The sequence below is a fragment of the Vibrio sp. QJM3NY_15 genome, assembly GCF_057785995.1.
Window position 1 is genome coordinate 1,550,223 of sequence record NZ_CM173517.1, and the last position, 24,801, is coordinate 1,575,023.

The 24,801-nt window shown below is 43.8% G+C and carries 21 protein-coding genes; 11 read left to right on the plus strand and 10 right to left on the minus strand.

The window, feature by feature from the left end:
- The first annotated feature begins 163 nt into the window (after window positions 1–163).
- Window positions 164–1,198 (plus strand): AraC family transcriptional regulator, encoded by a 1,035-nt coding sequence (locus AC3CKG_RS06935; protein WP_488529079.1) that lies wholly within the window; start codon window positions 164–166, stop codon window positions 1,196–1,198.
- A 24-nt stretch (window positions 1,199–1,222) separates the two neighbouring features.
- On the opposite strand, the gene AC3CKG_RS06940 is transcribed toward AC3CKG_RS06935, so the two are convergent.
- The gene (locus tag AC3CKG_RS06940; protein ID WP_488529233.1) at window positions 1,223–2,173 is read right to left on the minus strand and encodes a chromosome partitioning protein ParA; all 951 of its coding nucleotides are present in this window, start codon (window positions 2,171–2,173) and stop codon (window positions 1,223–1,225) included.
- Between the two features lie 39 nt (window positions 2,174–2,212).
- A complete protein-coding gene (locus tag AC3CKG_RS06945; protein WP_017109792.1) occupies window positions 2,213–3,547 on the minus strand; it encodes a sphingomyelin phosphodiesterase in 1,335 nt (444 codons plus the stop codon).
- A 402-nt stretch (window positions 3,548–3,949) separates the two neighbouring features.
- Here AC3CKG_RS06945 and AC3CKG_RS06950 point away from each other — a divergent pair, with 402 nt between their 5' ends.
- A complete protein-coding gene (locus tag AC3CKG_RS06950) occupies window positions 3,950–4,471 on the plus strand; it encodes a DUF2058 domain-containing protein (RefSeq protein ID WP_004734880.1) in 522 nt (173 codons plus the stop codon).
- 249 nt (window positions 4,472–4,720) lie between these two features.
- Here the strand turns inward: AC3CKG_RS06950 and AC3CKG_RS06955 are convergent, their stop codons facing one another.
- The 6 genes from AC3CKG_RS06955 to AC3CKG_RS06980 form a co-directional block, all read right to left on the minus strand.
- A complete protein-coding gene (locus AC3CKG_RS06955) occupies window positions 4,721–4,903 on the minus strand; it encodes a hypothetical protein (RefSeq protein ID WP_017077989.1) in 183 nt (60 codons plus the stop codon).
- Window positions 4,904–5,097: 194 nt separating this feature from the next.
- Window positions 5,098–6,717, minus strand: coding sequence for a M91 family zinc metallopeptidase (locus AC3CKG_RS06960; RefSeq protein WP_488529080.1), 1,620 nt, complete (start codon window positions 6,715–6,717; stop codon window positions 5,098–5,100).
- Window positions 6,718–6,721: 4 nt separating this feature from the next.
- Window positions 6,722–9,001, minus strand: coding sequence for a hypothetical protein (locus tag AC3CKG_RS06965; RefSeq protein ID WP_488529081.1), 2,280 nt, complete (start codon window positions 8,999–9,001; stop codon window positions 6,722–6,724).
- Window positions 9,002–9,186: 185 nt separating this feature from the next.
- On the minus strand, window positions 9,187–10,659 hold the full coding sequence (locus AC3CKG_RS06970; RefSeq protein ID WP_488529082.1) for an aerolysin family beta-barrel pore-forming toxin: 1,473 nt from the start codon (window positions 10,657–10,659) through the stop codon (window positions 9,187–9,189).
- Between the two features lie 426 nt (window positions 10,660–11,085).
- Complete coding sequence (locus tag AC3CKG_RS06975; protein ID WP_102307324.1) at window positions 11,086–11,847, minus strand: YdcF family protein; 762 nt, start codon at window positions 11,845–11,847, stop codon at window positions 11,086–11,088.
- Between the two features lie 244 nt (window positions 11,848–12,091).
- Entirely contained in the window at window positions 12,092–13,012 is a 921-nt protein-coding gene (locus AC3CKG_RS06980; protein WP_488529083.1) for a LysR family transcriptional regulator, read from the minus strand.
- 142 nt (window positions 13,013–13,154) lie between these two features.
- Here AC3CKG_RS06980 and AC3CKG_RS06985 point away from each other — a divergent pair, with 142 nt between their 5' ends.
- Both AC3CKG_RS06985 and AC3CKG_RS06990 read left to right on the plus strand, forming a co-directional pair.
- Window positions 13,155–14,165: an aldo/keto reductase gene (locus tag AC3CKG_RS06985; RefSeq protein WP_488529084.1), complete on the plus strand. Its 1,011-nt coding sequence runs from the start codon at window positions 13,155–13,157 to the stop codon at window positions 14,163–14,165.
- Between the two features lie 9 nt (window positions 14,166–14,174).
- On the plus strand, window positions 14,175–14,567 hold the full coding sequence (locus AC3CKG_RS06990) for a GlcG/HbpS family heme-binding protein (RefSeq protein ID WP_488529085.1): 393 nt from the start codon (window positions 14,175–14,177) through the stop codon (window positions 14,565–14,567).
- Window positions 14,568–14,687: 120 nt separating this feature from the next.
- On the opposite strand, the gene AC3CKG_RS06995 is transcribed toward AC3CKG_RS06990, so the two are convergent.
- Together AC3CKG_RS06995 and AC3CKG_RS07000 are read right to left on the minus strand one after the other, a co-directional pair.
- Window positions 14,688–16,058: an L-cystine transporter gene (locus AC3CKG_RS06995; RefSeq protein WP_065103637.1), complete on the minus strand. Its 1,371-nt coding sequence runs from the start codon at window positions 16,056–16,058 to the stop codon at window positions 14,688–14,690.
- A gap of 185 nt (window positions 16,059–16,243) precedes the next feature.
- Window positions 16,244–16,939: an NAD-dependent epimerase/dehydratase family protein gene (locus AC3CKG_RS07000; RefSeq protein ID WP_136994365.1), complete on the minus strand. Its 696-nt coding sequence runs from the start codon at window positions 16,937–16,939 to the stop codon at window positions 16,244–16,246.
- 730 nt (window positions 16,940–17,669) lie between these two features.
- Here AC3CKG_RS07000 and AC3CKG_RS07005 point away from each other — a divergent pair.
- The 7 genes from AC3CKG_RS07005 (at window position 17,670) to AC3CKG_RS07035 (ending at window position 24,686) form a co-directional block, all read left to right on the plus strand.
- A complete protein-coding gene (locus AC3CKG_RS07005; protein WP_488529086.1) occupies window positions 17,670–18,281 on the plus strand; it encodes a flavin reductase family protein in 612 nt (203 codons plus the stop codon).
- A 58-nt stretch (window positions 18,282–18,339) separates the two neighbouring features.
- Window positions 18,340–19,386: a nicotinate-nucleotide--dimethylbenzimidazole phosphoribosyltransferase gene (cobT, locus tag AC3CKG_RS07010; RefSeq protein WP_488529087.1), complete on the plus strand. Its 1,047-nt coding sequence runs from the start codon at window positions 18,340–18,342 to the stop codon at window positions 19,384–19,386.
- Window positions 19,386–20,192 (plus strand): adenosylcobinamide-GDP ribazoletransferase, encoded by an 807-nt coding sequence (locus AC3CKG_RS07015; protein ID WP_488529088.1) that lies wholly within the window; start codon window positions 19,386–19,388, stop codon window positions 20,190–20,192. Before cobT ends, AC3CKG_RS07015 begins: the two co-directional genes overlap by 1 nt.
- A 9-nt stretch (window positions 20,193–20,201) precedes the next feature.
- A complete protein-coding gene (gene cobU, locus AC3CKG_RS07020; protein WP_488529089.1) occupies window positions 20,202–20,822 on the plus strand; it encodes a bifunctional adenosylcobinamide kinase/adenosylcobinamide-phosphate guanylyltransferase in 621 nt (206 codons plus the stop codon).
- 9 nt (window positions 20,823–20,831) lie between these two features.
- Window positions 20,832–21,449, plus strand: a complete 618-nt coding sequence (cobC, locus tag AC3CKG_RS07025; RefSeq protein WP_488529090.1) for an alpha-ribazole phosphatase family protein — start codon at window positions 20,832–20,834, stop codon at window positions 21,447–21,449.
- A 133-nt stretch (window positions 21,450–21,582) separates the two neighbouring features.
- Window positions 21,583–23,379 (plus strand): M3 family oligoendopeptidase, encoded by a 1,797-nt coding sequence (locus tag AC3CKG_RS07030; RefSeq protein ID WP_488529091.1) that lies wholly within the window; start codon window positions 21,583–21,585, stop codon window positions 23,377–23,379.
- A gap of 278 nt (window positions 23,380–23,657) precedes the next feature.
- A complete protein-coding gene (locus AC3CKG_RS07035) occupies window positions 23,658–24,686 on the plus strand; it encodes a succinylglutamate desuccinylase (protein WP_488529092.1) in 1,029 nt (342 codons plus the stop codon).
- Window positions 24,687–24,801: the final 115 nt, after the last annotated feature.

The following is a 24,801-nucleotide window of genomic DNA, read 5'->3' on the forward strand; positions in this document are numbered from 1 at the left end:
GCTCGCTCGTTTACATAATGTTAACAACTGGTGGTATTGTGTCGCTTGAACGATTTAATTGGGAGGTCATTTCCGGACAAAGGTGAATCTTCCATCACGGTTTTGCGCATGTCGGTTAGTTATGATTAGTGAACATAAAGTGAAAGCACATAGGGAGCGTGGGGTGGACATTCTCGCTGAGTACATGCCAACAGAGCATCGACATCAATTGGGCACTTTGGATGTCGCACTATTGTTGAACACCTTAGAGCGAAGAGGTGTTGATATTGAACAACTGTTGATTGGTGCGGGCTTATCTGGTTTGGACTTACGAGATCCGAATGGAAAGTTGACCTACGCTGACAAACTCTCACTGTTCAGCATTGCCAATCAACACTTTCCTGATGACGGGTTGGGCTTATGGCTCGGAGAGCATGCAAGCTTGAGCCACTTTGGTGTGTTGGGCTATGCGCTGTCGACCAGTCAAGATGTAGCAGAGGCCATCAAATCAGGCTTCAAATATCTGCGTTTAAATGGGCCGATATTTTCCGTCAAGTTGCTTGTAGATTCGGATCTGGCGGCGATTCAAATTGAAAATACGTTAGAGGTGGGCGACTTGCTGCCTTTTTGTAGTGAGTATTTTCTCAGCTCCATTGTGTCTCTGTTTAAAGAACTGACCGGAGAGCCACTTTCAATAAACCAATTGTCGTTACCTTATGCGCCACCCAATTACGCAGAGCGATATCAAAGCCGTTTCGATTGCCCTGTGCATTTCAAGCAAAGCATGTGTGAGCTGCGCTTTGATGCTTCCGTTTTATCGCAACCTTTGCTGACTCACGATGCGACCACGTTAAAACGCTACCTTGCTTCTTGTCAGTCGATAGTCGAGACATTGGATTCTGAGCATCTACTGACAAATCAGATCAAAACGATTTTCTATCAAACCGCGGCCAGTGTCCCCAGTATTGAACAACTTGCTTACGAGTTCGGCTGTAGCTCTCGAACATTAAGACGAGACTTAACTACTCAAGGTTCGAGTTATCAAACATTACTTACCGAGGTTCGCGTCGAGTTAGCCAAAGAGTTGTTACTCGGCACTGCAATGAGTATCGATGAAATTGGCGAAAGGTTAGGGTATAGCGACCCCGCTAATTTCAGACGAGCATTCAAAAGCTGGCTAAATAAAACACCGGCGCAGTTTCGTAAAGGCCTCACTTAATCTGGTTATAACTATTGTCTCTCTTTATTTCCTGAAGAACTGCTCACGAAATTCAGTTACTTGTTGTTGATAGTAACTGTTCCATTCCTGAGTATCCCAATTGGCATGACTTGCAGAGCGTTGAGAGTCTAAGCTCGATTTTAATTGATCAAGTTGGTCGTGATAAGTCATCACCGTCTGCTGTTGTTGAGCCACTTGTTGTTCACGCACAGCGATATTATCGGCCTGTTCGGCATCTAAATATGTATCTTGAAGTTCAGCCTTGATCGTCGCTAATTCAGTAGAGCTGTAGCTGTTTGCCAGTAAGGAGACAGCAAGCTCGTATTTTTGAGCCGGAGTCTCTGCGTTTAATGTTCCCGTTTTACTTTCCCATTCCGAGATCAAATCTTGGTAGTGCAAGATAAACTCAGTGGGCTCAACTTCCTCAAGCGTGTTTGCTCTGAGCGTAAAGTCCAGATGCGCAAATTGATCGGCAAATAGCTGGTGGGCTAATTCTCCCCAAACCTCTTGTGCAGACTGCTTAAACAGCTCAACACGCGCTTCCAAAGAGTCAACGGATTCAAGTGGAATTGTGCTTTCCCTTAGTTGCCAATCAGCAGAGAGCTTCGGGTATTCACTTAACAGTTCAAACCATTCTATCGGCAACTCAGTTTTCAACTGTGCGAGTTGCTCAGTGCAATTACCCACCTGTTGGCAAAGCGTCCAAAACTCATCGAGTTCATCCAGCAGCGATTTACCTTCAAGTTCAGTTAGGTTTTCTGCATACGCTTTTCCGTGTAGGTTTTCAGTTTGGACTTGTTTACCTTGCGAAACGCGATTGTCTGAAAAGCTTGCCGTATTTGATGTGGGACCATTGTCATCAGCCGTTTTAGATACGTGCCTTTTTGCTTCTGTGTGTTGGACAGAGGATTGCAGTGTTTCAATCGATTTTGATGACCATGAGTAGCCAACAATGCTCGTCACCGCGACGAGCATTAGGATTAATATAACTCGATGCATTATCCGTTCACCGCGCTACTTGATGACAGCACTAACAGGGAAGTGATCTGAAAGGTTGTAGTGTTTCCATAACTCACTGCTTGTTGATCTTGGGACATCCACGCGATTGTCGTTATGAGCTTTAGCTGCATATTCCGAGCTCACTACCACATAATCGAGATACTCAACGTTCTCACCACCCGACATAGGTTCACCCGCAAAGTTGTTGATGCGAGGATCAAAGGTGGAAGCGGTATAACCTGAATACTCCGGCTCAGCAGCTTGCAGGTTAGCGAACATCTGTTGGTAGTCGTCTGGGAACTTCAGCTTGTTCACGTTGAAGTCGCCGCTGTAAATAACCGTCTCTGAAGTTGGTATTTCCAGTGATTGAGCAAGCTGACGCATCTGTTTAAATTGGCGCTGTCGGTAGTCACGAGCGGTATCGGTATCAAATGATGCCGTGTGAGTACCAAACACGTGGTAAGCCTGGCCGTTTTTGATGACTTCAGCGTAATTCACGCCTTTGTCTGCGAAGCAGTCCGTTCCGGTGCAATCAGGAAAAACGTACTGTGCTTCGTTGACGATTGGGTAACGGCTCACAATGATCACGCCGCCGTCATAGATGTTGATGCCATCTTTATCGAGCATCTTGGTTTGGTAAGGATACTCTTTTGCTAGTTCACGCAGGAACTCATCTCGTCCGTTGGCAAACACTTCTTGAAGCGCTAACACGTCGTAGCCCTTAACGTATTGAGGGATGAGGTCGTAACGATCGCCGATGTGCGAAGCGATAGCGGGTAGAGCCCAAATGTTGTAGGTCATCACTTTCAATGTGTTGGCATCTGGCTCTGGTTGCTCATCCACTTTTTGTGGGGTGATAGTGTAGTAAATATCATCGTAGCGAGCGGTGTTATCAGCTTTGAAGGCAAGTTCAGTATTCACATCAAAAGCATCGGTTGAATTACGGTGAATATTACGATCATCATGCAGTGTTAAGTCGACGTCTGCTGCGCTCAAACCGTGTTGCAGTGTTGAGTTGTACCAATGTCCTTCCATGGTTTGATTAAGTGTGACGCTCTCCCCAATAGAATTTGAGACTACTGTGTCAAACTCGTATGTCTTACCGGACTTCACGCCTGTCCAGCGGTTGAAACTTATCAGCTTTTTGGTTTCCCAAGGGCCAATTTGTTCAACATGTTGCTGCCACTCATCACCGAACTGAAGTAGGTCGGTACCAGTATGATTGGTTTGAATCGTCATCACTTGGTTGGTGTTGTTGGTCAGGTACACATCGGTATCTGCAATAGCCGAGGTTGAGATGAATGAAGCTGATGCAAGTAATGCACTCAGGCAAGTCCATTGAGTTTTCATTTTCACGTTATCCTTACTGATTGGTTTAAAGAATAACGTAGTAAAGAGTTATGATATTGGAGTTATAACTCTATCAGAATTATCCAAATATTAGATATATGCCATGGTTTTATAAATTTGATTACTCATTGATAATTAACATATTGCTTTGTCGGAATGATAAGTGATACGCGCGCACGCTAACAAACAGAGGAACGATTTGGATTTGAGGCTAAGTCACTAGTGGTGTGTTTTCGTGGAAATCATAGGTCGGGAAATAACCACAAATGGATGCTGTGAATCACGATAAGGGATAACGCTAACCGCCTTGCTCTATCAGCATAAATTTTGCCATTGTTCAGTAAACAGATTCCTCAAAAACAGGTATGATAGTGTCGTTTTTAATCCTGAACTGGGAAAGTCATGGCAAAGTTAACACTCCAAGAGCAAATGCTTAAAGCTGGCTTGGTAAATGAGAAAAAATTAAAGAAGGCGAAGAAGGGCTCTAAAAAGTCTCGCGTTCAGTCTCGTGAAGCAAAAGCGGCAGCAGAAGAAACTAAACTGGCGCAGCAAGCGAAAGACAAAGAGTTAAACCAACAGTTGAAAGAACAGCAGTTGAGCAAAGAAATTAAAGCTCAAGTGAAGCAACTGATTGAGATGAACAAGATCGAACAGAAGAATGGTGAGATCAAATACAACTTCACCGATGGTACGCTAGTTAAATATCTTTACGTAGAAGATCTGACTCAAAAGCAACTAAGTAAAGGTATCTTAAGTATCGCGCGTCAAGGCGAAAGCTATGTAGTTATCCCTACTGCGGTAGCGAACAAGATCGCGATGCGTGACGAAGAATCTATCGTTGATACTCAAGCTTCAAGCTCAGATGAAGTAGACGAAGATGACCCGTACAAAGACTTCGTGATCCCAGATGATCTAATGTGGTAGTCCTCGACTAAACCGCTATCTAATTCGTCAATTACTTGTGGCGTGAAGAAGTATTAAAAGCCCCGATGTGTCTTACATCGGGGCTTTTTCAATGTTGGCAACTGCATAGAATTATTTACGGGCTCATCTGAACCGGTCGTGTCTCTATATTTGAGAAACAATTCATTGCCGGTGTCTCACTTACGACCGCTTTACTGATAAGTAAGTAGGTAAGCAAGCAAGTAAGTTACCGACTAAGGCTTTGGCCAGCTAATCGGCAACAATGTCTGCGATGTCGAACGTTGAGTCTTGTTGGTTGTTTTTAAGTTGATGATATTCGAGCTGATATTGCTCATAGCCATCAAAATAGCAGTCGCCGATTTCATTGCGTGGGCAAATTTGTACATCGTCTCTTGCGACCAGTTCAGTTGAACAAGATGGGCAGTGTTTCATAGATCCTCCTGATGGAATCCCAGTGTATAACCGGCCCCATTAACTCAAACTTTTGTTTCGTTGTGATTTCATTTTTAAGTCACGCAACGGGTTTATTTGTCATAAACCAGCCCTTTGCTATTGTGGTTAATCACTAACAAAGGGCCAGTTGTATACGACGTTTATTGATTGCAAACTGGCTTTTTGAGCCTTTTTTATTGGATGCTACATATATTGAAGCGAGAGCGACTGCCACCTCCAAGCATTCTTACATTGTCTTTTCTTCCTAGCGATTTCCAAGCCGTGCTTTCTTCTGCGCTGAGGTTTGATGGTTGGTAATCCAAGTTAGCGTATCGCGATACCACTACTTGTTTTTGCATGTTTTCTGAAAGATTGTCGATAATATTGGTTGTTACTTTGCCGTCAGAGTAGGCCATCACTAACACTTCGTCATTGTCTTCCAGTGCCGAGGTTAGGGCTGTTTGGTTGCCTTCGTTGTACTGAACATCTCGATAACCTTGTGTCTCGCCTGTTCTTTGACCGGAAATTGCTCGATACAGCAGGTTCTTTTTCCGTTTCTTTAGCGAGCCCAGTGGCGTTTCATTCGCGGCACTGTATAGGTTGACCACTTTAATGTCGTTCTGAGCTGCGTATTTTAAAATGGAACTTTGGTTACTAAGGCCTCTTCGTGTAAGCGCTGGCGAGTTTTGCAGGCTTTGAGAAAGACGCTGTTCGGTAGCGTCAACGATAACAATCGCTGGCTTATTCCCTTCACTTAATGACTTTTGGAGTGCTTGTTTAACTTCTATATGAGCTTGCTTTCCTTCTACGGTATCCCATTTAGGGGCATGCTGAGGTGTTGCAGATGGTCTAGTTTCAAGGGCATAGGGTTGATAGTCGTAGTGCTCTTTTGGCCAATAAGTATTGCGCTTCGCTTTTCCTAGATCATCAGCTAAATGAAACTCGCTCACTACTTTTTCATTTTTTAAATACGCCTTAGCCTTTTCTTGTCCCAGTGATTTCCAATCGAAATACATCTCTTCGCGAAGGTTGATCATTGATTGTCTGGCACTACTGATTTCCGTTACAGGATCTCGCCCATTTTCAGCATTGTTGTAGTGTGTAATTCCTGTCGTTTGGTACTCATAATTCGGAATGACATATTCTGTGATTTGGTTGGTGTCGGGATGTCGATGAGACAAAGGTGTACTGCCTTGTGGAACAGCGCCAGAAGCAAAGTCTCGAGCGTGGATGAGCTCATGTCCTAAAGCGACAGTTTGATCAAATGGTGTGTTCTTTCCTGGAATGTTAACCATTTCTGTGGTGGAGAAGAGTATTGTATTCGACACGCCTTTACCATTGAATTGTCGTTGCCATGCCAGTGAAGCTTTTTGTTGATCTTCGAATATCGAAGGTACTGTCTCGAATAGTCGGCCTGGGCCTTCTGGCTCCCTGATCACAGTGACAACAGTGGCCTTTGATTGATCGACTCCGATCGTATGCTCTATTAGCGGTTCAACAGCATCATCGGGTGCATTTACTGGTTCGTAGGTCGCTATTTGTCGCAAAATCTCACGCCCTGTTGGCGATAGTTGCAGGTTGCGAATTAACACGCTCATGTCTGCAAGGTAGGCGTCACTCTTGGTTTGCACGTATAGATTTCTGGACATGCGATAGAGGTTTCCATAAGCCGTGGAATTGTATCCTTCGATGACTTTTACGCCGTCTGGAACATCATAAAAGAGTCCAAATTCAGAACCTTTTCCAGCAAATGTACCGCTTGAATTAATGAGTAGCATCAAGGTCAAAAGGGATAGTGTAATTTTATGTTTCATAGACTTATTCCTCTAATGCCAATTGAACTTCAATCCAATCTTCTAGCTCTCTAAGCAACATATGGTTGATGTGTGGAAGCATGGTAAAGTCATCCTCCTTAACGATGGCTCCTAGTTGCGTTACTGCCGTTTGAATATCTCCTTGGCTTAACGTGTTCTTGATATCAGCAAGGTGTGACCAAATCTGATGGGTTGAGATTTCGCCAACTTGAAACGCAATGGTGTCTTGATGGTCTTGTGATAGATAGCTCAAATGCAGAGGTGATAGCGTGCTGTTGAATAGTTGATGTTTACTGTTGGTTGATATATTTGATTCTGACTGCTGATGCTGTGCTATTTGAAGATAGAGAGAAAGATCGCCCAATAAATACTGAAGTTGGTTGGCACTTGTCGCCTTCATAGCCTTTTCCGTTATGCTGTCAATAGCGCTTTGAAAGTTTCGCTCAAAGTGAGCGCTAGGTTGCGACATCACGTTATCGAGTATGTCTGCCATTTGAGGGGCATAAAACCTAAGGTTTGCTGCAGAGTAAACGCTAGGAAACGGTATCGAGTAATTGAGAGAGCGTATGTAAGACATTGAAATAGCCAGTTTGAATTGCGGCTGAATAAAGTATCTAAAAATTTCATATTGTTTGATTTGATCTAATACCCCACCAATTGGTCGTTCTGTTAGCAGCAGCTCGTACCAACGGCTAATCTGATACCAGTTTGTACGATTGTCGGGGTTTGAACCGTCGATTCCTTTGCTTTCTAGATAATCCACTAAAGACGTTTGGTAGCTAAGAATCTCTATGTCAGTTAGCAGGGGTAATTGCTGCTCAAACAACTGATTAGAGAGCTGGCCAGATATGTAGGCATTAGCAGTATTGATTAAGTGAGTTTTAAATAAGCCAGCTGGCCAACCATCAATAACTCTTGATGCAATATGCTCTTCGACATTAAGTTCAACCTTTTTTAGCAACACTTCTGATAACTCTGGGTCCTTTTTAGGGTGGTAAGTATCGTATAATGCACCAGAGTCTTTACACGCATCGACAGAGGCTTTAATGCCTCCTGGTACAATGGCAGGAACTCCCCAACATTCTCTGGCTGGGCGTATCAGTAAGGTAGCAGTTTTAAGTTGCTCTTCACTGAGATAATCAAGTCCCCAAACTTCGTTTGCATACTCTCTCAGTCCACTTTGCCTGACTTGAAATTCCAATGTACTTCGGTTGATTTTGCTGTGTGTTATGATCGATGCGACGTGAGGTTTTGACCTTTCTATTAGCCTTTTAACTATGTTCATTCTGTGCGTGGATAGTCGGCGTAAAGCGATTTCAACGAGCTCTCTTTTCTTGCTATGTAATTTTAAAGCGAGCGCGTGGTAGTCATCTTCGTTTAGGTTATTAACTAAATTGTCAATGCGTGAGGGCCCTTCAGTGCGAATACAGCGTTCTAGTTCTGTTAAAGAGGAGTGAACGTTGTGGCATAGAGGTTGGTGCAGATTTGATTCAGGCGATACATGCGCGATAGATTTCAACATTTCTAAATCAATGCGTGCCATTTGCTTAGAAAGTTGCCTATCGTATGCAGCGGTCAGTCGGCGATATTCTGTGTCAGCTTCAAGAAGTAAGTGGTCGACATACATTTCGGCACTCTGTAATACGTGATTGTCGTATCTGTTAAGTAGAGTAATTGCGTCCTCTTTTTTGTGATGGAAGCGATAAAAATCTGGCGAGTGGTCACTAAACACGTAATGTGATTGGCTTTCAAACTCTTCAATTTTTTCTTTCGCTGCGAAGTACTTAATATCATTCGACAATAGGTTTAACTCGTCACCAACGAGAGGAATGATGGAAAAAACAGAAGCGGCTTCATCAAGACGGGTAGAGGATTCCTGAGAAAATGTACTTACCATGTTGTCTAGCCAAAAGCCCACAGCGACCGCATCTCCAACTGGCCCTAAAACTTCCAGCGTAGAAGAGCCTGCTTTACCGAGGCGGTTGAATAGACTTTGTTCGCTTAGTGTACTTTCAAAAGTTTGCGGGACGCTCGCGAGTGCTTGCTCTGTTTGTGGCCAAGCTGCCGAAAAAGAGTTTGTATGAGCATCGTGTTCAAGTTCGCCTAGTGCAATGCCAAACTGTGGCTCTGAATAAACTTCGTTTCGAGCCCATGACGTTATTCGATTCTGGTTAATCGCGTTTAATGATTGAATATCTTGGACGTCGTCACTAAGACAAAATGCGACGGATAAGGGGCTATACACAATGGCAGCGAACCGCCATAAATGGATTTTTTTGGTCATATTTAGGTAGTGGCTTTCTTTGGTGGTTGGGAGGAAAAGCACTTCTCGAACAGTGTTCACGGACGACAGGGGGAACCTGCCCAGAACAGTTGTTGATTAAGTGTTTTGGTTTACTTGTGGATATGGAAGTAACACTAAGCTCACCACTGGAGTGATGAGCTTAGTGTTGGAGTACAGTTGTATTTTTAGTGTTGTGTTGGAGTAATCATTAGCTGAGCATCGTGATAACCGAGTCGATTTAGCGCGTTAGGGTCGAAATCGGTAACGACGGTTATATCGCCCGCATGGTAGGTTTTGTGGTTGGTTAATATGTTCACGACATCAAATGAATCGACAGACTGCTCCGCACCGATATCGATCATCCCGGAGTATTGTGACTCGGCACTAAACTGACCAGAAACATAAGAGTAGAAGGGGCGAACACTCGCGCCAGCGGCGTATTGCATGCTGCTAAGGCCATATTCGTTGATTGCCCAACTCCAATCCCACCATTTCATTTCTCCAGGAATATAACGGTGATCCCATTGGTAACGGATATTCGCTTGTTCTTCAGTGTTGGTTCCCATTGTGAAGGTGTGAGAAATCGTCGGACGATTTGTCGGATGACTGCTGAGCGCGTTTCCGCTATGACGAAGGAAACCAGTAAAGTTAACGTTGTAACTCATGTTGGCCTTGATGCGGTAAGGATAAGAGATGGTAGAGCGTAAGAACTCGACTTGAAAGGGCAGTACTGAATTCGCAGGAACCGTAATGATAGCTTGCAGTTCGCTCAGTTCAGAACGAGATCCATTATTGGTATCAGAAAAACGCTGTTCTTCCTCTAAAAGTACTCGTACGTCCGTTTTACCAACTTGTGGCCATTTAAAGTTATCAGAGATGATCACCGAATCAGCGAGATCAAATCTATTGGTTTTATGCCAACGAGTCGATTGTTCAAATTGAAGCTCAACGATGATTTGCTTAGGCTCGTTGCTTTCGTTGATTGCGTAGGCTGATACGGTTTTAATCAGTTCCTGAGCTGGCTCTAAAATCGTGCCGTGCGAAAATGCTTCGCTGTCTAGGGTGTAAGAGAAATTATCGACTGTGATTGTCGTTTTCTCATTACAACGCATGCCACTGCAGCTCCCGTTGTTATTCCCTTTTATCTCCCAACCGTCGTTGAGCTGTTTGATTGACATGTCTTGACCGACATAGCGGGCATTGTTACCACCCACCCATGCAAAACCAAGATTGTGAGCCAAGTAACTTAGTGGTCTGATAAAGTTTCCGTTGTCGTTGACTAAAGCGCTTTGAACCTCAAGGTTGTCGCTCTCTTGAATCGCTTGTTCATCGTAATAAGGGAGGCCCGCATCTGGAGAGTTTGGATAGCACCAAGTGTTGTCGTTTGCTTGCCCTTGTTTGATGATTCCGTGATAGCCAGAGCCCATAATTTCCCAATCGTCCTGAAGGCCGACAATGTCCCACACGTTCATGCGAGAAATAAGAGCCGTTTTATGTTCTTGAGCTTCAAACTTATTAAGTGGGCGATAGTCTGAACGGCAACTATCGTCACCGAGTTTATCTAAGACGATCTGGTCTGAGTAAATCTTTGAATGAGCCGTAAAAGCTATTAAAGAGAGGGCAGCGCTGAATAGTATGGTTTTACTGACGTTAAGCATGAATAATTTCCTAAATGCCATTTTCTGGCTATTTTTATTAGAAGCGATTGTTAGATTATATTTATATTATTTTGAAGCCGAGGGCCCCTAGCGGTGTGTACTCTGTCATATAAAACAATGCCAAAAATACTGAATTAAATTGAAATAAATTCCTTATTATTATCAGTTGGTTACAGTAATGGTTTTATTATTTTATTGATGGATATCTATGTAGGTGTTCATTAGGCATAAAGGCTTACTTAAACCCTAAATAGATAAGCGGTTGGAGATAAAAAATGAAGGGCGGTGAGAGGGTAAGATAGGAGTATTTTGCGGTTGCTTTGAACTAAAAAATGCAACAAACAACCGTTCGATTGCTGCTGCATTTTGTTTGTAAACTGGAGCTAACTTAGCTGCTGATAATCTTCTGAGCTTCCAAGCAAGCGATTAAGCATCGCCTGGCTTTTCTCGCTTACTGTTCCAACCCATGAAGTTGTAGACATTGTATCGAGCGAAACCTATTTGCTCGTGCAGGGCAAAGTCTGTCACTGCAAAGTTGTACCACAATGGCAGCCATGAAATCTGAGCCGCCATATAATCTGCTCTTACCGGAATTACGTTCAATCCAAAGTGGTTGAAATAGAGTTCACTACGACGAATGTGCAGGCCTGATGACACCAAAACAACGTTGTCGAATTGATGATGCTTCATTAGGTCGCTCGTCAGTTGCGCATTTTTCCAAGTGTTGACGCTATTTGGTTCTTGGATGATGTCGGCTATTGGAACGCCAAGCCTAAGCAGTTGCTGTTCATAAATCTCAGCCTCTGTGACGCCGTTATTCTGAGCATCACCACCACTGACGACCACTTTGCATATGGTTTGCGCTTTTGCACAATCTTTATATTGGCTTGCGGTTTCGCTGATTCGGCCAAAAGAGAAAAAAGCTGGTTCGAACTCTTGCGTGCTTTTAATTAACTGCGTTCCCGCACCCAGAAGAACAATGGCGTTATTGTCAGACCATTGAATATCAGGCTTACTTTCATAATTCGCTTGTAGGTCGTCTAATAAATAACGAGGGATCAAACCTGAACCAATCAATACAAATGACGATATAAGAAGAAGAGATAAAAAAGTAGAAGTTGCTCGCCATTGAAGTAAACGTGTAATGCCAACGAATAGCAGAAGAAGTAAAAGTATAATAAAGCTCATGAGGATCCCGTTATCGAACTGGTGCCAAGGTGGTGTCGCATGTTGAAGCGTTGCATCATATATCAATCATGTTGATACTTCATAGCTAACTCATTGTATTATTGAACAAATGCACGATTTCTTTCTATTAATTATTAATGCTCGCGATAGTAGTAACTAAAACGCTTTATTATTGTTCGATTAATTCCTCTTAAAATATAGGTCTATAAATCAGGAGGGTTATTTAAACCTTATTCAATGCTATTTAATTTATTTGTTCATCAGATTCTAATCTTTTCGAACCTTTACTTAAGTTATCAAAGTAATCCTGAACAAACTTAATGAACATCTGATGTTTCTTTGCTGGATATATGACTTGAGGGTAGAACAGATAAATACAGTTATCTTGTTGCAAGCATTCATTGGTAAGCACTCGTTCTAACTCTCCACGTTCAATCTCTTTTTCTACGTAATAACTCGCGATTCGAATGATGCCATTTCCTTTCATCGCTTGCTGTTTAAGTAGGTGGTTATCATTACTCGAGAGCCAGCCAGATACCTCAATGTTTGCTGATCGTAGCGGCCATTCGGTTTGATGTAACGTCGCTAAGCATTGGTGATGTTTAAGCTCATTCGCATTGCTTGGGCGACCGAACCGCTTAAGGTAGCTTGGTGTCGCCACTAAGTCGTGCTGATAGGCAATCAAACGCTTCACGATCATGTTTTCAGGTGGGGTGTTAGTGGCACGAAAGGCGATATCGATATCGTCTTGGTTAAGATTGAAGTTGGTGTAACTGCTGTTTATCTCGAAGCGAACCTCTGGGTATTGCTCCCTAAATTGTTGGCAGATATCAAATAGGAAGACCTCGGTAAACATCTTTGGTGCTGTCAGCCGTAATGTGCCTTTAACGATGTCGTGTTGTTCTGAAACACTGCGTTCTAGCTGTAGTACTTGAGAACGAATGGTTAAGCCTTGTTGTAAGGCACGTTCGCCTTCTTGGGTTAATCGAACGCTGCGTGTCGTTCTTACAAGAAGAGGGCACTGTAAATCGCTCTCTAGTCGTTTGATTTGCTCTGAAAGATAACTCTTCGATATGCCAAGTTTCTCTGCTGCCTTGGTAAAGTTAAGTTGCTGAGCAAGCTCTACAAATAGGATCAGTCGTTCTATTCTCTTGTGCTCGTTCATGTGCGTGTTCCTTTAAAACGGGTTAATTCTATTGTTCGTCATATAGAACAATCAATTCGTAACTAGCATATTCTGTTTTCTAAAAAGAACAATATGATAGAGGCATATTTATTGGCATCAAATCTTCTAAGCGAGATCAGATATGACGAACAACATTGATTCAAAGAGCAAAACAGATAATAAAAAGAGCATTCCATTATCAACCTATCTAAAGAATGTTGGGCAAGTCGCCTATGGATGTATGGGGTTGGGTGGTGGTTGGAACGACAATCCAGTAACGGCGGCTGATGTAGCGCAAACACGCAGCGTAATTGACACTGCACTAGAATCAGGAATCAATCTGTTCGACCATGCTGACATTTATACCTTCAGCAAAGCTGAGCAAGCCTTTGGTCAAGCGTTACAGCAAGCCCCTGAATTACGTGATCAGATGTTCATTCAATCTAAATGTGGTATTCGTTTTGAAGGCGAAGGCAACGTTGGCCGTTATGATTTCTCGGCAGACTGGGTAGGTCAATCGGTAGAGGGTATTCTGAATCGTTTGAAGACGGAAAAGCTCGACGTGCTGCTTCTACATCGACCTGATCCGCTCATGGAACTCGATGAACTGGCAAGAACGCTAGAGAGCCTGAAAGCGCAAGGTAAGGTCGACTTCTTTGGTGTGTCGAACATGAACAGTCATCAAGTCCAGTATCTGCAATCTGCGTTAGGTCAGCCTATTGTCGCGAACCAAATTGAAATGAGCTTAGCTAAACTGGATTGGTTGAATGATGGAGTAATGGTCAACTCTCAAGGTCATCATCAATCAGATTTCGCCGCAGGTACTCTAGAGCATTGCCAAATGAATAACATCCAACTGCAAGCTTGGGGCTGTTTGGCACAAGGCCGATTTGCTGAGCAAGGTTTGTATTCAGAACATGAAAACGTGAAAAAGACAGCGCACTACGTGGCTCAGTTAGCAAATCAATATGGTGTTGAAAGTGAAGCGATTGTGTTGGCGTTTTTACTTCGTCACCCTGCAAGTATTCAGCCTGTTATTGGCACGACTAATCTAGAGCGAATCAAAGCTTCTGCAGTCGCGACGCAAATCACCTTAAGTCGTGAAGAGTGGTACAACTTATACGTGTATTCACGTGGTCAAGCACTGCCATAAGGAATGAACATGTTGAATCAAAAGATCGCACAACAGTTGGTGTCTAACGCTCTCGATATTGCCGAGCATCATCAACAAGCAATTGCGGTGAGCGTGTGTGATACACATGGTGAACTGCTTGCGTTTTCGCGAATGGATAACGTCAGCGTGCAAGCAGGTTTGTTAGCTCAAAACAAAGCTTATACCTCAGCACGAGATAGACAACCGAGTGGTAACTTGGGCGTATGGGCGAGGGCGACAGGTAAAGACTTAAGCTATTGGACAGATCCGAAAATCACCGGTTTTAAAGGTGGTGTGCCTATTCAACATCAAGGGCAGGTGATTGGTGCTATTGGTATCAGCGGATTGAGTGAAGACGACGATGAAGCATTAGCTGAGAAAGTAATTCAGCGGGTGCTTTAAGTTCTTCCGTTTACAAAGTCACTCTGACAAAAGACAGTTAATAAAAAACCGATGCATTTGCATCGGTTTTTTGTTTACTCATACCAAGAGCTTTAATCGCTCTTCGATAAGGAAGTCGAATTAAGCGTTCGCTTGTTCCAACTCTTTTTGTTCTTTCTTACCCAGTATACGACTTGTAATCGTACCGGCTGTCATTGCACCTGATACGTTAAGCGCAGTACGTGCCATATCGATAAGTGGTTCGATAGAGATAAGCAGAGCTGCGATAGTCACTGGAAGACCCATAGCTGGCAGTACGATAAGCGCTGCGAAAGTTGCACCGCCACCCACACCCGCGATACCGAATGAGCTCACTGTGATAATAGCAATCAAAGACAGAATGAAGTTGATGTCCATTGGGTCGATGCCCACGGTTGGCGCCACCATGACTGCTAGCATTGCAGGGTAGATACCCGCACAACCGTTCTGGCCAATTGTCGCACCGAAAGTTGCAGACAAGTTAGCGATCGCTGGTGGCACGTTTAGCTTAGTAATTTGAGCTTCAACGTTCAGTGGAATCGTTGCGGCAGAACTGCGTGAAGTGAAAGCAAATGTCAGCACAGGCCAGATTTTTTGGAAGTATTCTTTTGGGTTTACGCCAACAAAAGAGACCAACACACCGTGAACAACAAACATCAGGATGATTGCTACGTAAGAAGCAACAATGAAACCTAATAGGCTTAGGATGTCTGAAGCACTTGATGTTGCGACAACTTTCGCCATTAACGCAGCGATGCCGTATGGCGTTAGTGCCATAATCATCTTAACTAAGCGCATTACGATAGATTGAGCCGCTTCAACGAAAGTGCGAATTGGTGACTCTAGCTCTTCTTTTTCAGCCATTACTTTACGAGCAGCAATACCTGTAAGCACACCGAAGATAACCACCGCGATGATTGAAGTAGAGCGAGCACCGGTTAGATCTGCAAACGGGTTAGTTGGAATGAAGCTAACCAGCATTTGTGGAATCGTTAGATCAGACACACTTCCCATGCGGCTTTCTAGTGTTGCAATACGAGCCGTTTCACGAGCACCTTCTGTTAAGCCTTCTGCCGAAAGACCGAATGCTTGAGCTACTGCAATACCCACAATCGCAGAGATCGCCGTTGTTGCCAGTAATACTGAAATAGTGATGCCAGAAATTTTGCCCAGTGAACCGCCTTTCTCAAGCTTCACCACGGCAGCAATCATTGAAACCAATACTAATGGCATGATCACCATTTTTAGTAGGCCAACATAGCCACTGCCAACAACATTTACCCAATCCAACGTTTCTTTGATGACCGGGTTGCCTTCGCCAAATAGCAGCTGTAAGCCTAGGCCGAATGCGCTACCAAAAACTAAACCTAATAGAACAAGGCGAGAAAGTGTGTTTTCTTTTTTCTGCTGTCCGTAGAGAAAAAATAGAATACCAATGAATACCGCTAAGGCAGCGATAGTTGGGAATGACATTTAATGTCCTTATGAATTACTTCAGATTGATGGGTGGCCTAGATATATAGGCTTAAGTACTGTTAGCTAAGATAACGTTCTGTTACAAAACGTAAAATAAAGAAAAGTAATTGATTAGAACAATTAGTAATATCCACTCAATGGGATGAATGGATACCCAACATTTTGGTGAATAGATGAGCTTTTTAGCGATATTTTGCCAATAAATTGAGCATGTCACTTGACGAGTAAATTTCTACATTTTGGAAATTATTTTCGAATAATCGGAACAGCATGGCTTGTGCCACGTCTTTTGACGGAATAGGGCGCAGGTTTTTATATTTACCAATCATAAATGGTGACAACAGAGGGAAGATACTTTGTAGGAGTTTTTCGTCGGCTCGTGGTTGAGCTCTTTCGCCAACAAGAGGACCAGGACGAGCAATAAATAGCTGCTTGAAGCCAATTCGCATCAAATTCTGTTCCATTTGTCCTTTGCATTTTAGGTAATGAGAATAGGATGTTGGTGATGCACCATAGCTTGAAACCACAGCAAGTCTTTCTACTCCAACAAACTTCATCGACTGAGCCACTTGGCTGACTAATTCAACATCGACTTTGCGCAATGCTTCTTTGGAACCCGCTTTTTTCTTGGTCGTGCCTAGGCAGATAACGCCTAAGTTGGGCGTCGCTTTGGTATCGTCCCAGCTTGTTACTTGTAGATCACTATTAATGAGCGTGTGGAGTTTGCTGGAGTTAAACTGAGAATCTAGTGCTCTTCGGGACAAAGCGTAGATATGCTCGACCGCGGGTTCGTCTATGAGTAAATCCAAAACGTGTGAACCTATCAGGCCTGTTGCTCCTGCAACAATGACCGATGCTTTGTCTCCTGAAATACTCATAGCTATCCTTAACCCTTTGCAAGTGCTTGTTTAATATAAACAGTGTTTGAATTTTAAGCGAATAAAACTTTTGAACAACGAGTGGTCAGTTGCGTGGTTGATAGGTTGATAGGTTGATAGGTTGATAGGTTGATAGGATGGAAGTCTAACAATAAGTTAAAACGGGGCTGGTGGTCTAAAATCTAATGTTCAATATTAATGTAGTGCCAGGTATAACAAAGCCCGCTGGGCAACGGGCTTGTCATAATCATGTGAAGGATAGTGGGATTTTCTTCACTTTCTTACTTGCTTTTTTACTCGATTTAATTGGTTTCCTTTTGCTTTGGTTTGCGAACATTTCACCTCCTAAATCTTTGTTTTTTTACTAATCTACTGTTTGTTACTAAGTGAGGGGAGTCACTTTTTGTTACCATCTTACTGAACTTGCTTTGTTGCTAACTTCTCGATGGAGAGAGACCGACAAGTTGCTTAGTTAACTTATCAACGGAGAGGGTTTAATAAGTTGTTTTATATAAAGCATAAACGATGCCAAAATGTAACTTATTGATAAATCTATTATCAGTATTATTGGTGTTTTAGGGTTCGTCAATTTGAATGTCAATTTGAGAAAAAAAACAGTGGGATCTGTTTAAATTAAGAACACTCTCTACGGTTTCTGTTGATTAGGCATAGATACGGCATTGCTTAACACGTAAACTGAGTCGTAATTCACATAGACCAAGGACGTGCTATGAACCTCAAGCTTGATACTCTTGCTCCCACTCAGATTTATCACCTGATGACACAAACCGTTGTTCCTCGCCCTATTGCGTGGGCATTGACGGAATCTTCTGATCAAGAGTACAACCTAGCACCTTTCTCTTATTTCACGCCTGTTTCTAGCAATCCGCCGCTACTGATGTTATCGGTCGGAAAGAAGCCATCGGGCGAAATCAAAGATACCACCCGTAATGCCCTTGAAACGGGTAAGCTGGTGATTCACATTGCTTCTTCAAGTTCTGCAGAAACAATGACGGCGACTGCAGCCACACTCGATCACAGTGATTCTGAAGTAACCGCTAATAATATTGAGCTGGTTGAATTTGAAGGCTTTTCTTTACCAAGAGTAAAAGAGTGCGCGGTTGCTTTTGGCTGCACCTTGTACGAAGTAAAAGAAGTTGGAGAGGTGCCACAAAGCCTCATCTTTGCTCAAGTCGAAACCGTGTACATCTCCGAAGATGTAATTGATAAAGAGAGTGAGCGTCTTAAGGTTGATGCGCTGGCATTGGACCCTTTGTCTCGACTTGGTGGCGGTGAATACGCGACGCTTTCCAATGTATTCTCTGTCGCACGCCCTAAGTAGCAATCCCTAAGTAGCAGTCCCTAAATCAACGTACCCAGAATAAGCGTTTTTAAAAACTATGTTAGATACCCAATACTCGCAGTCCATTCAACATCGCATTGACCAAAAAACCAAGCCACTCGGTGCGCTTGGCCTACTAGAAAAAGTCGCACATCAACTGGCATTGATTCAGAGCCAAGGCAAAGAGGCTGCGGTTGAACACATCGAATTGAACAAGCCGAGTATCATCATTTTTGCAGGTGATCATGGTATTGCTGATGAAGGCGTGAGTATTGCCCCAAGTGCCGTCACACAGCAGATGGTGTTGAATTTCTTAAGCGGCGGCGCAGCGATTAATTGCTTTTGTGCGGTAAACAATGTCGATATTACAGTCGTGGATACTGGGATCTTGTTGCCTGTTGAATCTGACAGCGACATGTTGATTTCTCAGCGCTTAGGTCCGCGAACCAATAACTTTGCCAACGAAGCGGCAATGAGTTTACAAACGGTTGAACGTGGGATTGAATTGGGCACAGAGCTTGTATCTAGAACCATTTCGAATGGCACCAATATCATCATGTTTGGTGAAATGGGCATCGGCAATACTAGCAGCGCTTCAGCGATTTTAAGTGCACTAGCAAACCGTACTGCCGTTGAATGTGTTGGCTTAGGCACTGGCATCAACAATGAACAGCTTGCACGTAAAGTGGCTGTGGTTGAGCAAGGTGTAGCTCGCTGCAAAGGCATAGATGCGAAAGAAGTTAAAGATATTAAAGAGGTACTAGCACAAGTCGGCGGCTATGAAATCGTTCAAATGGTCGGTGCTTTCCTTGGTGCATACCAAAACAGAACACCGGTATTGGTCGATGGCTTTATCGTGTCGGTTGCGGCGTATGTCGCGACTTTAATAGAGCCAAGTTGTCGTGACTACATGATCTTCGCTCATCGCTCTGAAGAGTCTGGTCACAAGATTTTGCTAGAGCTGCTCGACGCTGAGCCACTGCTCGATCTTGGATTGAGATTGGGCGAGGGCACGGGTGCTGCTCTCGCTATGCCAATTATTCGTGCGGCAGCCGAGTTCTACAACAACATGGCAAGTTTCGAAAGTGCAGGAGTCACGGTTTAATGAGTGATGCACCAGGAAGATCGTTGAAAGATCGAGTCACTTATCAATGGGAGCTGTTTGCGCTGGCGATGGGCTTCTTTTCTCGCTTACCAATGCCGAAGAACACGCCCTATTCATCAGAGCGAATGAATCGTTCGGGTCGCTACTTTTCAATGGTCGGTTTGTTGCTTGGCGTATTGTGTGGCGGTCTGTTCTTACTGCTCGATGCGGTATTGCCGAGTACGATTGCGATCTTTTTGATGATGAGTTTCAGCTTAATGCTGACGGGTGCTTTCCATGAAGACGGCTTAACCGATATGGCCGATGGCATTGGTGGCGGTATGACATTGGAACGCCGCTTAACCATCATGAAAGACAGCCGAATCGGCACTTATGGCGCGTCTGCTCTGGTTATGGCTCTGCTGGGTAAGTGGGTTTTATTGAATGAACTCGTGAGCATGACTGGACTGTTTATGGTTATCGTTACCAGTTATACCTTTAGCCGTGCGATTGCGGCTTCCCTTATCTACGACATGCCTTATGTCAGCGATTTGGACACCAGTAAAAGTAAGCCATTGGCCAACAAACAAACCAAGGGTGAGCTTGTCTTTTTGCTAATTATTGGTGTGCTGCCAAGCTTGTGGTTTGGTCTCGAGTTCGCTTTGGTTTTATTTGTCGTAGCCTATCTGTTCAGAACAGGTTTCAAAAAGTGGTTAACGGCTCGAATTGGCGGCTTTACTGGCGACTGCTTGGGTGCGGCTCAACAGTTGATGGAGTTGCTGACTTACCTTGTATTCATAACTGCTTTTTACAATGGCTTTCTATAACGGCGTCCTATGACAAACACGAATCAAACTTTTCAAGCGAATCACATTAATCAAGCAAGTCAGCGAAACAGCCATCTGGTATTGGGCGGGGCTCGTTCTGGCAAGTCGAGTTTTGCAGAGCAACAAGCATTATGTGCGCTTGAAGCATGTTCAAATGGACGCCTCAATTATATTGCGACAGCGACATATCTTGATGATGAAATGCGTGAGCGAATCGCCCATCATAAAGAACGTCGCGGTGAGCAATGGATTGAGCACGAAGTGCCCGTCGAGTTAGCCGAAAAACTGCAGTCTTTTGAGAAAGAAGATGTGGTGTTGATTGATTGCCTAACCTTGTGGCTGAACAACATCATCTTTGAACTGGGTGATGACGCAACCAATGAACAGGTTGAAGCCGTGGTTGAGGCTTTAGTGCAAAGCGTTGAGCAAAGTCCGGCGCAAATTATCATGGTGTCTAACGAAGTCGGTTTGGGCGTGGTTCCGCTGGGTAAAGTGTCGCGCTTATTTGTCGACAATGCAGGGCGAATGAACCAAGCGCTAGCTCGCGTTGTCGAACGAGTTACGTTGATAGCCGCAGGATTGCCACTGCACTTAAAACCATCTAATCAATCGCTTGATACTCAGGGTTAGGTCGCGCACATGGTCAATGGAACAACCAAAAATATCTATTTGCTGAGGCATGGCAAGGTTGAAGGGAAAGCTGCACTGAATGGTCTATCTGACGTGTTGGTTAATCCAAATCTTCAACAGCAGATTTGTGATGCGTTGGTTCAGTACGATGTCGCTTTCGATTGTGTTATTACCTCACCATTAAGACGATGCAGTGACTTGGCAAACCTATATGCACAACGCATGTCGGTGCCTTTGTCTGTTGCACCAGATTTCCAAGAAATGAACTTTGGTGAAGTGGACGGTGTCGCATTTGATGCACTTGAAGACAAGTGGGCGATGTTAGACACCTTTTGGCAAGACCCTGCAAATCATCAGCTGACTGGTGCAGAAAGTTTACAGAGCTTCCACGACAGAGTAACTCAAGCTTGGTCGCAACTTTTGAATAACCCAAGTGACAATATATTGTTGGTTACTCATGGTGGTGTGATTCGCATATTGTTAGCGCACTGCCTTGATATTGATTGGAAAAATCCGAGTTTGTACTCGAAGTTATCGATAGAAAACGCGTCGATAACTCATATTCAAATCACTCAGTTTGCAAAGAGCTTTATCAGCGTGAAAGCGATAGGGCTACCTGTTCTCTGAGTGTTCAAAAAACACAGTTTAAGAATTAACAATCTATTAGATCTGTAAATAGAAACAGAAATCGAAATATAAAGCGGCGTTCACAGCTGCTATACCTGATTGGTATTACTACCTACGTGAAAGGAATTTAGTCATGACAACACCAAGTTGGGATCTAAGCATTGCTTATAGCGATCTTAATGATGCAAAAATCGAACAGGACATTGAACTCATTCAGCAGTGCATTGAGCTATTGAACCTACACGTTGAAAAGCGTCATATCATTCTAGCGATGCAAAACGCGATTCAGACTTCAGAAGCGGCAGGCACGCTACTAAGCACGATCAACACCTTCGCTAATTGTCACGCATCGGTCGATGCGACACACACAGAAGCGAAAGCACTGCTTGGCCGTGTAGCTAAGCTGAACTCTGAAATGTCTCAAGCATTCAGCCCTTATGAAGACACGTTAATTCACGCAGAACCTGAATTTGTGAATGCCGTATTAGAACATGATAGTGCCGATGTAGCAGGGCAACGCTTTGCTATTGAAAGCTCACGCAAACTATCGAGCAGCCGCCTTAGTGTTGCTGAAGAGCAGTTATTAGCTGCGATGAAGGTTGATGGCCGTGATGGATGGGGTCGTTTATACGACAACCTAACGGGTTCTTTGAAACTGTCGTTGAAGCTGGGCGGTGAAGACGAAGCTCTAGGCTTTTCTCAAGCGGCGAGTTTGTTATATGGCAGTGAATTCGACAAACAAGAACCTGCATGGCGCGCGGTTCAAGGTGCGATGAAAACGCATCAAGAGTCGTTTGCTTCGATTCTAAACGCATTGGCTGGATGGCGACTGACTGAAAATAACAAACGCTCAAAAATAAGCGACGTACATTTCTTAGACCCAAGCCTACATGGCAGCCGAATCGTTCCTGAAACGCTAGACACCATGATGTCGGTAGCGAAAGCCAATCGCGCAGTAGGTCAAAAGGCGGGTCTGTTGATGGCTAGAGTTCACGGCTTAGATGAAATGAAGCCATGGAATCACTTAGCTGCGATGCCACCGCTGGGTGACAGTGAATCTAAGGTTTACCCATTTGATGAAGCGATTGAAGTGATCAAAACTGCTTTTGCTGAAGTCAATCCAGAGATGGCTGACTTCGTCGCTTTGATGGTTGAGAATGGTTGGATTGATGCCGCACCAGCAGCTAACAAACGTTTAGGCGCTTACTGCACTAAGTTTGCCGCGACACGCACACCGCTTGTGTTCATGACTTGGAGCGGCAGCCGCTCTGACTTAATGACACTGGCGCACGAGCTGGGCCATGCGTTCCACAACTGGGTAATGAAAGACATGCCGTTGTGTCAAACTCGTTACCCAATGACGCTTGCAGAAACGGCTTCTATTTTTGCTGAAAACATCGTTCGTGATCACTTGTTAACGCAAGCACAAACACGCAATGAGAAACTTGAAATGCTGTGGGAAGAGCTTTCTTCTTCACTCGCTTTGATGGTAAACATTCCAGTACGTTTCGAGTTTGAAAAAGCGTTTTACGAGCAGCGTGAAAAAGGCGAACTGACGGCTAAACAGCTGTGCGACTTGATGGAAACCACTTGGAAAGATTGGTACGGTGATGCAATGACAGAAGCCGACCCTTATTTCTGGGCGAGTAAGTTGCACTTCAGCATCTCTCAAGTGAGCTTCTACAACTACCCATACCTGTTCGGTTACCTGTTCAGTAAAGGCGTTTACGCACAACGTGATGCTAAGGGCGAACAATTCTACGGTGATTATGTCTCATTGCTTCGTGATACTGGCAGCATGATGGCGGAAGAAGTGGTGCAAAAGCATCTCGGAATGGACCTGACTCAAGCGGATTTTTGGCAACAAAGTATCGACATGGTCAAAGTTCAAATCGATGAATTCGAAAGATTGCTGAATCAGGAAGATTAATTGATCTCAATCTGTTCATAGCAGGTCAGAGCTGTGTTAGCTTACGTGGCTCTTATCTTGCTGACATGACTTGAGAAAAGCTGAGACGACCCAAAGTTACTTTAACTAGAGAAAGTTATTTGGAACAGATGTCGGTTAGTAAAGCCAGCAGGTAATATAAAAATATATGGGTAGTATTTGTGATTGATAACGGAGTTTCTGTTGATAAGTGCGATCCTAGCGACACAATTTCTATGTACAATTTATTAACATACGGCCGTGCAATTAAGGAGTAGCGCATGACGAAGACCCTCTTTCGCCAATCATTTCTTTTTGACAGCCTAGATCTTGAGCAAGAAGTGTTTGCAGGACAGACCGTATTGAGTAACGGTGTTCAAATTAAGCTTCATCAACGCGGTGTATTGGAAGTGATTCCCGCTGAGTATAATTCTGAAACCAAGAACATCATCTTTTCAACAGGTGTTCATGGCGACGAAACTTCACCAATGGAGCTGATTGATAAGCTCATTGAGGATATTGAAACAGGCTTCCAAGTAGTGACAGCAAGATGTTTGTTCATCATTGCTCACCCAGAAGCAACCAACGCGCATACTCGTTTTCTTGATGTGAATATGAACCGTCTGTTTGATGAAAAACAGTACGAAAGCAATCGAGAAGTCGATATCGCGAAGAACCTTAAGTACTTGGTTACTGAGTTTTACAAGGAAACGGTACCTGCTACTCGTTGGCACTTAGATCTGCACTGTGCGATCCGTTTATCTAAGCATTACTCGTTCGCTGTGAGCCCTAAGGTTCGCCACGAAGTACGCAACAAGGAGCTTTTCGATTTCATCAACAGTGCTCACGTTGAAGCTGTGTTGCTGTCGAATGCACCAACCAGCACCTTCAGTTGGTACAGCGCTGAAAATTTTGAAGCGCAAGCACTGACAATGGAGTTAGGGCAGGTTGCAAGAATTGGTGAGAACCAACTTGATAAGCTCACTGCTTTTGATTTGGCAATGCGTAATCTGATTGCTGAAATAGAACCAGAGCATTTGCCTAAGCGAACTATCATGTATCGTGTGAGCCGCACTATTGTTCGTTTGCACGATGACTTTGATTTCATGTTCTCTGATTCTGTAGAGAACTTTACCGCGTTCAAGCACGGTGAAGTATTTGGTCATGATGGTGATAAGCCATTGATGGCGAAGAATGAAAACGAAGCCGTGGTATTCCCAAATCGCAACGTGGCCATTGGTCAACGAGCTGCCTTAATGGTGTGCGAAGTTGAAACACGATTCGACCACGGTCAGCTTGTGTACGATTAATACCGAGCCGGGTTAAAGCGAGCAAAACAACCGCTCAACTGGTTGAAATATCAAGGTTCACATTACGGTGTGAACCTTGAGTTTATTTAGGGATACAGGTAAGGTTACGCGAACA